Genomic DNA, 12,442 nt, shown 5'->3' on the forward strand with positions numbered 1-12,442 from the left:
GGCTTGGCGTGTTAGAAGTTGTTAGGAGTTGCAAGAACGTGATTTTGCGGTATCCCGTTGAAGACGCTTCTAATTCAGGGTGCTCAGCAGCCCTTTGGCGGCGACCAGGTCGCGGCTCGACAGGCCTTCCTGATAGTGCGCGACGATCGGCGCCAGCAGGGCCTGGGCGTCGCTCTTTCGACCGGCCTGCAGCCAGACGCGAGCGAGGCTCATCGCCCCCCGCAGCTCCCAGCCGCGCGCGCATTGCCGGCGCGACAAGGCGAGCGATTGCTGGAGCCAGGCTTCGGCTTCCGTCGCCCGGGCGGATTGCACCAGAATGTCCGCCTTGACCCGGAGCATTTCCGGCATGTCGAAGGATTCGCCGTGATCGCCGATCTGGGCGATGGCCTCATCGATCGTGCGCAACCCCTCATCAGCCTGGTTCTGGGCCGCAAGCCCCTCCGCGAGCGCCGTTGCGAACACCGTCGTCATGATCCGGTGCCGCGTGGCGTACAAGGTCGCCTGGCTGCGGCGAAGATGCTCGATGCCTCCGGCGATATCCCCGCGGCGGAGCAGAAGCTCGCCCTTCTGGCCGATACCGACCGCGTGATAGGGGCCGAGAAAATGCCGCGCGGCGTGATCGATCAGCCGCTCGATCAGGCTCTCGGCGCTGGTCCAGTCACCGACCCACAGAAACACGTAGATGGTCCAGATCAGGGAAATGCCGAGCGTCAGCGGTTGCTCGAGCTGCTCGGCTTCCTTCACGGTGTAGCGCGCCGCCTCGATGGCGCGATCGGGCCGGCCGCTGAGCCAGAGCCCTCGCGCCAGAGCCACCAGCGCGACAATGCGGTCGTCATAGCCAAGATGGCCGATATTCAGCCGCTGTGAGCCCGGATTGTCCACCATCGCGCTCTCGCAGAACTGAACAGCCTTGTCCTGGTTGCCGATCAGATGATGGGCCACCCCCAGCATCCACTCGACGTTCAGCGTGCTGGTCGGGTCGTTCAGCTTCCTGGCGACGGCCTGGCCTTGTTCGCCGGTGCCGAGCGCACCGTGAAAATCGCCGACCCGGGTGAGATAGATATGCAGCCCGCGCAACAGCCAGAGCTGCCAGTGCAGATCGTCGAGTTCCTCGGCCAGTTGCAGGCTGCGCGTGAATGCGGAGCGGACCCCTTCCGCATTGCCCTGGGTGAACATCACGGACACGCCGTGGGCCGCCTGCAAGGCCATTTCCTTGCGGCGGTCGATGGTATCCGCAGATGCAAGCGCCTGCTGGGTCCAGCTATGGCATTCCGTCAGCAAGGTCAGCTCGAGGAAGAACTGCGCGGCTGACGCGGCCAGGTCCACGCCGACCGTGCGGTCGCCACTTTCCGAGAAGCTCCACGTCAGCGCGGCGCGCACATTGGGCAGATGATCGGCATAGGGCAGGAAACCGCCCGCGCTCTGCATGCCCGTCGATTTCGCCGAGATGTTGTGCAGGAAATCGCGGAAATATTCGGCGTGGGCGCGCGCGACGCGGGCCGATTCTCCGCTCTCGACGAGCTTGTCGCCGACAAATGCGCGAGTCGTATCGAGCAGGCGGTATCTCAGCCGACGTTCCGCAGGCGAGGTCGCAATGAGAGATTTCGAGAGCAGATTAGTGATCGCTTCGACCGCCTCGGCTTCGTCGATGCTCTGACTTGCGGCGACCGCGAGTGCAGCTTCCAGCGTGAATGGTCCGACGAAGATCGACAATCCGCGCAAGGTCGCGCTCTCCGCCACGGGGAGAAGATCGTAGCTCCAGCTCAGCGCCGCGCTCAGCGTTTGGTGCCGGGGTATAGCGGTGCGACGTCCCCGCCAAAGCAGCGAAAAACGGCTGTCGAGCAGCGATGCCGTGCCGGCGATGCCGTAGGCATTGACTCGTCCGGCTGCAAGCTCGATCGCGAGCGCAATGCCGTCCAGGCGCCGGCAGATATCGGCGACGAGAGGCGCATCCTCCTCGCTGAGTTCGAATTCGCTGAGGCTCTCGGCGATCCGCTCGACGAAAAGCTGGCTGGCCGGATAGGCAAGGACGTCGGCCATGCTCAGTCCGTCGCGTTGCGGCGGACAATCCAGCGGAAACAGCCGGTATACCCGTTCGCCTTCGGTGCGGAAGGATTCCCGACTGGTGGTGAGAATATGCAGCTCAGGGGCTTCCCGCACGATGCGCTCTGCCAGGGGGGCGAGCTCGTCGATGATATGCTCGCAGCTGTCGAACACCAGCAGCATCGGGCGGCTGCGCAGCGACTGCAGCAGCCCCGGTAGCGGGTCGTCGGAACTGACGGTCAGGCCAAGGGCTGCGGCGATCGTGCCAGGGACGAGCTGAGGGTCCGTCAGCGCGCCAAAATCGACGAAGCAGACCTGGCCGTCGAAGGCCGCATACTGGCCATGCGCCACGGCGAGCGCGACGGAGGTCTTGCCGATGCCGCCGGGGCCGACGATGGTGACGAACCGATGCAGGGAAAGTTCGGCTCCGATCTTCTCGACCGCGTCGTCGCGGCCGATCATCTTCGCAAGCGGGGCGGGCAGGGAGCGAAGTGCGGAAACAACCGCGCCGGTCCTGATCTCTGCAGGTGCCGCGCGGAGCAGCGGCGCCGTGAAACAATAGCCCCGGCCAGGCACGTTGACCACATAGCGGGAGCCTTCGCCGGCATCGCCCAGCGCCTTGCGAAGCGACGTGATGTGAAATCGCAGGCTGCCCTCATCGACATTCACATCGGCCCAGACCCGCTTGACCAATTCCCGCTTGTCGACGACCTCGCCGGCACGCTCGGCGAGAAAGATCAGAATGTCGAGCGCGCGGCCGCCGAGATGCAGCGGCACGCCATCCTTTTCGAGCAGCCTGGACCGCGGAAACAGCCGGAAGGCCCCGAAGGAAATGGCTGAGTCCTGGTCGTTAGTGTCCGGCACGCGCCATGGTTCCAGCGAAAGGAAAGAGCTGCTGTCTGTTTGATCTACCAGAACGTTACCGAGAGTAAACCGGCCGAAAGCGGCGAAATCGAGCAACAGGCATAGGACCGGGTCGAAAGCGTTGGGATGAAACGCCGCGAATTTTGTTTAAACGCGAACGGCTTATGCGGGAAGCGGGAAATATCAGAGTGCTTCAGGCTGAAGCTTGTGCCATGGCCCGAAGATATCACGCGCCATGCAATCATAACACAATCTTGCAACGTCTAACGAGCGTGAGCGGCGGGTCTGCATCAGTATAGGCTTCGAGTTAGGCCCAATTTCAATGGGGGAAGCTATGATGCCCGATATCAGCGCTCGGCCGAACGACAGGGGCGTTCGATCACATTATGTCGCCAATCTGGACGACGTCTCGCGCGACTGGGAACTCGTCCTGCGTGAGTCTCACCATCGTATGAAAAACACGCTGACGCTGCTGGGCGCGTCAGTCCGTCGCGACTTCACGCGGGCCGGAGGCCCAGACATGTCGGTCGCGGTAGACCGGCTGGAGCGGCGGATCGTCGCCTTCGGCAGGCTCTATCAGCTCTTGTCCGATAATGACGATCTCTCGGAGATCTCCGTCGGGGCCTTCTTCGAAAAGCTCTGTGGCGCGCTTTCCGAAGCGGTGCTGGAACCGGCCGGCATCCGCTGCGAAGCGTCGGTCGAAAGCGGGACGCTGCCGGCCTGGCAGTGCCACCGGCTCGCGCTGATGTTGACGGAACTGATTACGAATGCGGCAAAGCATGCCTTTCCATGCAAGAACGGCGCGCTGATCCGCATCGAGGTTGTGAACCGCGAGGGCAGCTGGCTCTGCGCGGTGGCCGACAATGGCGTTGGCGCGACCGGACCGCTTCAAGGGGCCGGCAGCCGGATCCTGGAAGGCTTGGCGCGCAGCATCCGTGCCCGAATGCATGGCGAAGCCGGGCAGGGCGGCACACGTGTCACCATCGCCATGCCGCTCGCTGCTGCGTGAGGAAGTGGCGCACATTCGCTAACGAAGCATAACAACCGATAGCGAGCACTATTTCATCGTTCGCGCAAAACTCGTGGTGTCACAAACGGTCTCGGTGCCGAGCCCGTATCTCAAATCAGGGAGTGCGACATGACCATCGCCGGGATGAATCACACAGCCGCCGCCAACCCGGCGAAATCGCGTGCCGTCGACCTCAAGCTCGAGGTCGTCGTGATCCCCGTGTCGGATGTGGATCGCGCCAAGGCATTTTATGCCAGTCTTGGCTGGAGGCTGGATGCGGATTTCGCCTCTGCCGACGGCTGGCGCGTCATTCAGTTCACACCGCCGGGCTCAGCCTGTTCGGTGATCTTCGGCAAGAACATCACGTCAGCGGAGCCCGGCTCGGCGCAAGGCCTGTATCTGATCGTCTCCGACCTCGAAGCTGCACGACAGGATCTGCTCGCGCGTGGCGTCAAGATCAGCGAACCCTTTCACGGTGGCGGCGATGTTCACGCCGGCACGGACGAGCCATACCTGTTCGGCAGTATCAGGCTCAACGGTGCTGATCCAAAACGCGGCAGCTACAGCTCGTTTGCCTCCTTCAGAGATCCAGATGGCAACGGCTGGCTGTTTCAGGAGATCACGACGCGGCTGCCGGGTCGGATCGAGGCCACGGACACCACGTTCACCTCGTCAAGCGAACTTGCAGGCGCGCTGCGGCGCGCGGCAGCGGCGCATGGCGAACACGAGAAGCTGACTGGCGGACACGACGAGAACTGGCCGGCCTGGTACGCCGATTACATCGTGCGCGAGCAAGCCGGTCAGCCGCTGCCGACCTGACTTACGACCTTAGCCGATGGGTCGGCATTCACGGCGCGCGATAGCCGACCGCGCGCCGTAACGCGTTTGCGCGGCGCGTCTTGTGATGATCATACTTCACCTTTCGAGCTTGCGTCGCGACAACTCGCAAAGGCTAACGCGCCCTAACAATCCATAACGAGCCAATGGACTGTCTCTGAGCCAATCTAGATCAAGGACGAGCCGATCTCGATTTCGAGTTTCGGTCAACGTCACGGACCAGAACCAGGGAGATGCGTAATGACAACGCAGACACGAGTCGACATCATCAACCCGGACCGCCGCCAATTGCTGGGTCAGGCCGCGATGATGGCTGTTGCTGCAGGCACGGCGAGCCTGTTTCCGGCGGGTTCGGTCAAGGCCGCCGCGAGCGATGCAATCCGCCCGTTCCACGTCAGCGTGCCTGAGGAGGATCTACTCGACCTGCGCCGCCGTCTCGCCGCGACGCGGTGGCCGGATCGCGAGATTGTCGCCGATCAGTCGCAGGGCGTGCAGCTGTCGACCGTCCAGCAGCTCGTTCGCCACTGGCAGACAGACTACGACTGGCGCAAGATAGAGGCCCGCCTGAATGCGCTCCCGCAATTCGTCACCGAGATTGACGGCGTCGATATTCACTTCATCCACGTGCGTTCGAAGCATGACAGCGCGCTCCCGATGATCGTCACGCATGGCTGGCCCGGCTCGGTCATCGAGCAGATGAAGATCGTCGGTCCGCTGACCGATCCGACCGCGCATGGCGCAGCAGCCGCAGATGCGTTTCACCTCGTGATCCCGTCGCTCCCGGGATACGGCTTCTCCGGCAAGCCCGCGGCCCTTGGCTGGGATCCGCAGCGTGTTGCAAGGGCCTGGGTCGTGCTCATGGAGCGGCTCGGCTACAGCAGGTACGTCGCCCAGGGCGGCGATTGGGGTAACGCGATCACGGAGCAAATGGCGCTGCTGGCGCCTCCGCAGTTGCTCGGCATCCACACCAATATGCCCGCGACCGTTCCGGACGAGATCGCCGAGGCACTCCAGCCCGGTGGGGCAAAGCCGTCGGGCCTCACGGCCGACGAGAACCTTGCCTACGATCAGCTCGACGATTTCTACAAACATGGCCTCGGCTATGCGATCGAAATGTCGAACCGGCCGCAGACGCTCTATGGCCTCGTGGATTCGCCGGCAGGTCTGGCGTCCTGGATGCTCGACCACGACGCCCGCAGCACAGCGATGATTACACGAGCCTTCGACGGCAAGTCCGAAGGATTGTCGCGCGATGATGTCATCGATAACATCACGCTCTACTGGCTGACCAACACGGCGGTGTCTTCGGCGCGTCTGTACTGGGAGAACAAGCTGGCGTTCTTCGCGCCCAAGCACGTGAAGATTCCGGTCGCTGTCAGCGTTTTCCCCGACGAGATCTATGCCGCGCCGCGCAGCTGGGCCGAAAAAGCCTATCCCAAGCTGATCCATTACAACCGGCTCGACAAGGGCGGCCACTTCGCGGCATGGGAACAGCCCGTGCTGTTCTGCGCGGAGGTGCGCACCGCGTTCCGCTCGTTGCGCCAGTCGATTTGAGGCAGGCCGGCAAGTTGAGGCAGGCCGGCAAGGCGTGTCCCGCCCTTCAAAAGACACTTCGGCGGTGCAAATCCTGAAGTGTCCCACGCAATGCCAGCGGCGCCGCCCTTCCACCGGTGCGGAGCGCCGCTGGTCAATCCGCCCCCAACAAGGAGAAGTGAGATGATCCGCAAGGCAAAGGCAGTTTGGCAGGGCACGGGCCGCGATGGCACTGGTCATCTGTCGAGCGAATCCGGCGTGCTCGCCGCGACCCCTTATTCGTTCAAGACCCGTTTCGAGAACGAGAAGGGCACCAATCCCGAGGAATTGATCGCGGCCGCACATGCCGGCTGCTTCACCATGGCCCTGGCGTTCGGCCTCCAGCTCGCCGGGTTCACGCCGACGGAGCTGTCGACCGAGGCCGCAGTCTCGCTCGAACCGGAAGGCAAGGGATTCAAGATCAGCAAGTCCGCTCTCACGCTGCGCGCCAAGGTGCCTAATCTCGACGATGCCGGCTTCGCCCGCATTGCCGGCGAGGCCGAGAAGAACTGTCCGGTTTCCAAGGTTCTCAATGCCGAAATCAGCCTCGACGCCAAGCTGGTCTAGTCGGACCGCTTCGAATAGATTGGCCATCCGGTCCTTCGCCAAGAGGCTGAAACCGGAAGGACGTCCCTAGCATGACGGGAGCTGACAAATGACGACAGAGCGCGCGGTTTTGGCGGGAGGTTGCTTCTGGGGCATGCAGGATCTCATCCGCAAGCAGTCGGGCGTGATCTCCACGCGCGTAGGCTACACCGGCGGACGGGTGAAGAACGCCACCTATCGTAACCACGATGGCCATGCCGAAGCGATCGAGATCATCTTCGATCCTGCGAAGACCACCTTCCGGACCATGCTGGAGTTCTTCTTCCAGATTCACGATCCGACGACGCTCAATCGCCAGGGCAATGATTTGGGGACCAGCTACCGCTCAGCGATTTTCTACACGTCAGATGAGCAGAAGCGTGCAGCGGAAGATACCATTGCAGATGTCGAAGCGTCTGGCCTGTGGCCCGGCAAGGTAGTGACCGAAGTTGCTCCAGCCGGCGAATTCTGGGAAGCCGAGCCCGAGCATCAGGACTATCTCGAGCGTTACCCTGAGGGCTACACGTGTCACTTCATTCGGCCGAACTGGAAACTGCCGCGGCGCGCGGCCGTCGCCGGAGGCTAGCGATGGCCAAGGGCTACTGGATCACCCTCTATCGTTCGATTTCCGATCCAGAGGCGCTGGCGGCCTACGCGAAGCTCGCGGGGCCCGCGATTATTGCCCACGGTGGTCGCTTCCTCGCCCGCGGCGTTGCTGCGAAGGTCTATGAGCAGGGCATCGCCCAGCGCACGACGGTGACCGAATTTGACAGCCTCGAACTGGCGGTGGCGGCACACGACAGCCCTGCCTATCAGGAGGCGCTGAAGACGCTCGGCAATGCCTGCGAGCGGGATGTCCGGATCATCGAAGGACTGGAGTGAGGGGCGGCGGTGCGAACTCGAACCGAATCGCGCTGGTGCTTGATTTGAGAACGGTCGCTAAACTCTAACGAGAACGCGGGCGGAAATGCGCAAGCCATCCTCGCCGCATTGCCAGCAGCGTTGGTTGCCAACCGGCTCGGCCGGTAAAGGGCTTGATCTCAGGCGGGCGTCGCGTCTTGGCGCGCCTGCGGCCGGCATCCGCAGATCGCGTCGACGGCCTTCCGGGCGAGTTCTCGCAGTTCGGCGCGGCGGGTGCCAGCACGCGCGCGAATGGCAATCGTCTGCATCGTGGCAGCAGCAAGGATTGCGAGTGCGGCAGGGTCGACGTCCGGTTTCAGCTCGCCCTCGTCCCGCGCGCGGCGGAAGCGAGCTTCGAAATCGGCATCGATTGCGCGCAGTCCGGCCGAGACGCTGTTGCGGATCTCCGCATCTTCCGCGACTTCGGTTACGGCGGTTCCGACCACGAAGCAGCCGCGCGTGGTTCCCCTGCCGGAAAAATAGATCGAGAGCGCTGCCTCATAGGCCAGCATCAAGGCTTCGTCCAAGGGATGGTCCCCTGCGAGGGCCTCGCGCGTGGCGGCCAGGCTCGTCTCCCAATAGTGCGCGAGCGCTTCAAGATAGAGCGCGTGCTTGTTACCGAACACCGCATAGAGGCTCGGCGGGCTCATGCCGGTCACGGCGGCGACCTTGTCGAGAGATGTGCCGGAATAGCCGGTCCTCCAGAACGCTTCCGTGGCCCGTTTGAGGGCCGTTTCTGCGTCGTAGGCGGGGGGGCGTCCGCGGCGCGACGGGCTCGTGTCGTTCTTCTTCCGTGCCATGTCAGCATGATCCTGGTTGCGACGGTCTACACGTATATTTGTATGGATCGTTATAAAAATCAATGGCGGGCCATCTTGATCACCATATGGAGGTACAATATTTGTAACGAACGTTATTAAATGAGATAAGGACAACGTCTATGAGTCTGAACTTTGCGCCAATCACCGGCTGGCTGGGTGATCGCAGGCGCTCCCGCGGGAGCGGAGCAACTGAGCCTTTGTTCGGAATGGATCTTGCCGAGCGGCTGCGCCTGCCCCTGATGGTTGTGCTGCCGGCCGCGGCTGCCATGTTCGGCGCCTACATGTATCTGGTGCAGGAACGCTTTATCTCGACGGATGACGCATTCGTGCGCGCCGCGAAAGTGACCATCAATGCACGCGTGTCCGGTCAGGCGGTCGAGATCGCCGTGCACGACAACGAGCGCGTTCGGCAGGGCCAGGTCCTGTTTCGGATAGATCCGGAGCCTTATCAGATTGCCGTCGACCAGGCCGAGGCCCGGCTCGCCAGCGCGCGGCTCCAGATCGAATCGCTCAAGGCGACCTACCGCCAGCAGCAGGCTGAACTGCAATCGGCGAGGGACGCTGCTGCCTTCGACGAGCACGAGTTCGATCGCAAGAAAATGCTGGTCGCTTCCGACTTCACGCCGCGCGCGGTCTACGAGCGGGCTGAAACCGATCTCAAGGTCGCGCGTCAACGCACGGCGTCGATCGAACAGCAGATTGCAAACACGGTCGTCGCGCTCAATGGCGATCCTGATACCGACATCGACCGCCACCCGACGGTTCGTGCGGCCAAGGCGCAGCTCGACCGTGCACGGCTCGATCTTTCCTACGCGACCGTGAGGGCGCCCGACGACGGTGTCGTTACGAAGGTCGACGACCTGCAGGTTGGTGGGTTCGTTTCCGCGGGGGCGCCCACGTTCTCGCTGATGTCGAGCCGGGACGTGTGGATCGAAGCCAATTTCCGTGAGACAGGCCTGACCCACATGCGTCCGGGCCAGGCGGCGATGATTGATGTCGACGCCTATCCGGACCGCAAATTCGAGGCGCATATCGTCAGCATGAGTCCCGGCACCGGGTCGGACTTCTCGGTTCTGCCGCCGGAAAACGCGACCGGCAACTGGGTCAAGGTGGTCCAAAGACTGCCAGTGCGTCTGGAACTCGACGATACCGATCCGAGCCGACCATTGTTCTCCGGCATCAGCGTGACGGCGCGCGTCGACACGGGCCGTCGCCGAAGCTGGATACAACTGCTCCAACCCGCGAGCGCGACGGAGGTCAAATGAGTACGCCCATCCCATCGACATCGGGGGCCGGCGGTCGTTATGCAATCTCCGCGGCGGCCCTTATGGCAACCTATTTGCAGGCGGTGAACATTTCCCTGCCGAACGCGGCGCTACCGCACATCCAGGCGACGCTCTCGATGGCCAATGACGAGGTCGGCTGGGTGTTCTCCTCGTATATCGCTGCAAGTGCCGTGACCATGTCGATCACACAATGGCTGGCGGGACGGTATGGGCGGAAGGCGATATATCAGGCGGCGCTGATCGCATTCGGGCTAGGTCTCGTCTTCGATACGCTGGCGACGACGTCGATCCAGTTCGTGCTGGCCCGGATTCTCCAGGGAGCGGCGAGCGGGCCGCTGGTGCCGCTCTCATTGGCAATTCTGCTCGAGGTGACGCCGGCAGAGCGGCGTGCGCGCATGGGTCTGGCCGCGACGGCCTGCTCGCTGCTCGGCATCAGTACGGGTCCCGCGATTGGCGGCTGGCTCAGCGAATATTACGGTTGGCCGTCGATCTTCAACGTCAGTGTGCCGATGACGGCCATCATCTTCGTGACGATGGCTCAGTTGCTGGGAGAGAAGCGTCAAGACCGAGGCCAGGCGTTCGACTTCTTCGGGCTGACGACCTTTTCCGTTGGCATGATCGGGCTACAGATGCTGCTTGATCGAGGCGAGCGCCTGGAATGGTTCGCCTCGAAGGAAATCTGGGTCGAAGCGATCGCCGCGGTTCTCGGCTTCTATCTCTTCACCGTGCACGTTTTGACGAGAAAGGAGCATTTTCTGCGCACGGTGCTGTTCAGGGACCGCAATCTTCTCCTCGCGACGGTGATTTCCTTCGTGCTCGGTTTCGTCCTGTTGCCGACATTGGCATTGACGTCTCCGATGCTGGAGGAATTGCTCAATTACCCAGTCGACACCACCGGCTACATGAGTGTTCCCCGCGGCGTGGCGTTGGTGGGAGCCCTGGTACTGACGAGCCTTGCTCCGAGCCAGTTAGACTATCGGCCGTTCCTCATGGGTGGAATGGTGCTCGTGGTCTATGCCAATTGGTTGATGCTCGGCTATTCGCCGGGGATGGATTGGCGGCCGATTGTCGAAGCCGGTTTCCTTCAGGGTGCAGGTCTCGGCATGTCGCTGGCGGCGCTCGCGAGAGCGGCGTTCGGAACCCTTGATCCGAAGTTTCGCCCTGAAGGTAGCGCTCTGATCAACCTGTCGCGGCTCTATGGCAGCACCATCGGCATTGCCGTGGTCCAGCTGTTCTTCTATGCCAACACGCAGGCCGTGCACATAGCCCTCGCCAAGCACCTCACACCGTTCCGTGTGGCGGCGAATACGGTAGGTTCGATCGCGAAGCCGAGCCTCGCCGCTCTCAATGGCATTGTCACGCGCCAGGCGGCCACCGTTGCAGTTATCGATCAGTTCGAGATCCTGATGTTCGCCATGCTCGCCGTGATCCCGCTGGTCTTCTTTCTCCGCAAGCCTCGGCCCTCCGGTTAAGGGCGCGAGACAGAAAGTCGCATCTCATCTTCAACTTCAATCATTTCGTCCCGCGCAGGTGCGGGAGTCGGGGACAAGCAAAGGAGTATCAGCATGACGACGTCCGATTCGCTTCGTGACACGAGGATTCCCACACACGCGTCCGGCTCCATCCCCGCCGTGGGATTTGGCACGCTGATCCCGGATCCGGTCGTGACGAGGCAGGCCACGAAGGCTGCTTTGGAGGCGGGGTTTCGACATCTCGATTGCGCCGAGCGCTACCGCAACGAAGAAGCGGTCGGCGACGCGATGCAGGAGGTGTTCGCAACGGAGAAGCTTCGGCGTCGGGACCTCTTCGTTACGACCAAGCTATGGAACACCAACCATCGGCCGGAGCGGGTGAAACCCGCATTTGACGCGAGCCGCAGGCGGCTGAAACTCGACGACATCGACTGCTACATCATTCACACGCCCTTTGCCTTTCAACCTGGCGACGAGCAGGACCCGAGGGACGAGCGCGGGCGGGTCATCTATGACTCTGGAGTCACGTTGGCGGAGACATGGGAGGCAATGGAGCGGCTCGTTGACGAGGGCCACTGCAGGTCGATCGGCCTTTCGGACATCACTTTGGAGAAGCTGCGCGAGATCGTCGCAGTCGCGCGGATCAGGCCCGCCATGGTGCAGGTCGAATCCCATCCGTATTTGCCGGAATGGGAGTTGCTCGACTTCTGCCGCGAGCATGGAATTGTGCTGCAAGCGTTTGCGGCACTTGGACACGCCATGAAGCCGAACGTCCTGGCCGATCCTGTGATCACAGCTATCGCGGAGCGCCTGCATAAGACGCCGGCTCAGATTGCGCTCGCGTGGGCCGTACAACGCGGCTCTGCCTTCCTGACCACCTCGACGAATCCTCGGCGCATCCGGGAAAACTTCGATATCTCGGCTCTACCTGAGGACGCCATGCGGGAGATAAAAGAGCAGATCAAGACGAACATCAGGTTCAACTCGGTAGTTGAGACCGGTGTACCCGGCTTTATTCCGAGGGCCGAATGAACGGAATGACCTGAGCCGCGT

11 protein-coding genes are annotated in these 12,442 nt (G+C 62.5%); 9 read left to right on the forward strand and 2 right to left on the reverse strand.

Features of this window, described 5'->3' with window-relative positions; all coding sequences use genetic code 11:
- Positions 1 to 69: 69 nt before the first annotated feature.
- Complete coding sequence (locus XI06_RS08760; protein ID WP_271605066.1) at positions 70 to 2,907, reverse strand: ATP-binding protein; 2,838 nt, start codon at positions 2,905 to 2,907, stop codon at positions 70 to 72.
- A gap of 337 nt (positions 2,908 to 3,244) precedes the next feature.
- Between XI06_RS08760 and XI06_RS08765 the strand changes: the two genes are divergently transcribed.
- From XI06_RS08765 to XI06_RS08790, 6 genes are all read left to right on the forward strand, one after another.
- Positions 3,245 to 3,916 carry a sensor histidine kinase gene (locus tag XI06_RS08765; RefSeq protein ID WP_271605067.1) on the forward strand — a complete coding sequence of 224 codons (672 nt, stop codon included), beginning with the start codon at positions 3,245 to 3,247 and terminating at the stop codon, positions 3,914 to 3,916.
- A gap of 129 nt (positions 3,917 to 4,045) precedes the next feature.
- A complete protein-coding gene (locus XI06_RS08770; protein WP_271605068.1) occupies positions 4,046 to 4,735 on the forward strand; it encodes a VOC family protein in 690 nt (229 codons plus the stop codon).
- 258 nt (positions 4,736 to 4,993) lie between these two features.
- The gene (locus tag XI06_RS08775; RefSeq protein ID WP_271605069.1) at positions 4,994 to 6,307 is read left to right on the forward strand and encodes an epoxide hydrolase family protein; all 1,314 of its coding nucleotides are present in this window, start codon (positions 4,994 to 4,996) and stop codon (positions 6,305 to 6,307) included.
- Between the two features lie 162 nt (positions 6,308 to 6,469).
- On the forward strand, positions 6,470 to 6,892 hold the full coding sequence (locus tag XI06_RS08780) for an OsmC family protein (RefSeq protein WP_128952631.1): 423 nt from the start codon (positions 6,470 to 6,472) through the stop codon (positions 6,890 to 6,892).
- 88 nt (positions 6,893 to 6,980) lie between these two features.
- Positions 6,981 to 7,496 (forward strand): peptide-methionine (S)-S-oxide reductase MsrA, encoded by a 516-nt coding sequence (gene msrA, locus XI06_RS08785; RefSeq protein ID WP_237859076.1) that lies wholly within the window; start codon positions 6,981 to 6,983, stop codon positions 7,494 to 7,496.
- Between the two features lie 2 nt (positions 7,497 to 7,498).
- Positions 7,499 to 7,792, forward strand: a complete 294-nt coding sequence (locus tag XI06_RS08790) for a DUF1330 domain-containing protein (RefSeq protein ID WP_237869749.1) — start codon at positions 7,499 to 7,501, stop codon at positions 7,790 to 7,792.
- A gap of 158 nt (positions 7,793 to 7,950) precedes the next feature.
- Here XI06_RS08790 and XI06_RS08795 read toward each other — a convergent pair whose 3' ends face one another.
- On the reverse strand, positions 7,951 to 8,610 hold the full coding sequence (locus XI06_RS08795; protein ID WP_271605070.1) for a TetR/AcrR family transcriptional regulator: 660 nt from the start codon (positions 8,608 to 8,610) through the stop codon (positions 7,951 to 7,953).
- A 227-nt stretch (positions 8,611 to 8,837) separates the two neighbouring features.
- Between XI06_RS08795 and XI06_RS08800 the strand changes: the two genes are divergently transcribed.
- From XI06_RS08800 to XI06_RS08810, 3 genes are all read left to right on the forward strand, one after another.
- The gene (locus XI06_RS08800) at positions 8,838 to 9,896 is read left to right on the forward strand and encodes an HlyD family secretion protein (RefSeq protein ID WP_237869747.1); all 1,059 of its coding nucleotides are present in this window, start codon (positions 8,838 to 8,840) and stop codon (positions 9,894 to 9,896) included.
- Entirely contained in the window at positions 9,893 to 11,389 is a 1,497-nt protein-coding gene (locus tag XI06_RS08805; RefSeq protein WP_271605071.1) for an MDR family MFS transporter, read from the forward strand. The genes XI06_RS08800 and XI06_RS08805 overlap by 4 nt, the downstream gene beginning before the upstream one ends.
- Before the next feature lie 93 nt (positions 11,390 to 11,482).
- Complete coding sequence (locus XI06_RS08810; protein ID WP_271605072.1) at positions 11,483 to 12,421, forward strand: aldo/keto reductase; 939 nt, start codon at positions 11,483 to 11,485, stop codon at positions 12,419 to 12,421.
- The last annotated feature ends 21 nt before the right edge of the window (positions 12,422 to 12,442 follow it).

This window comes from Bradyrhizobium sp. CCBAU 11434, from assembly GCF_028128895.1.
Classification (GTDB): domain Bacteria; phylum Pseudomonadota; class Alphaproteobacteria; order Rhizobiales; family Xanthobacteraceae; genus Bradyrhizobium; species Bradyrhizobium zhengyangense.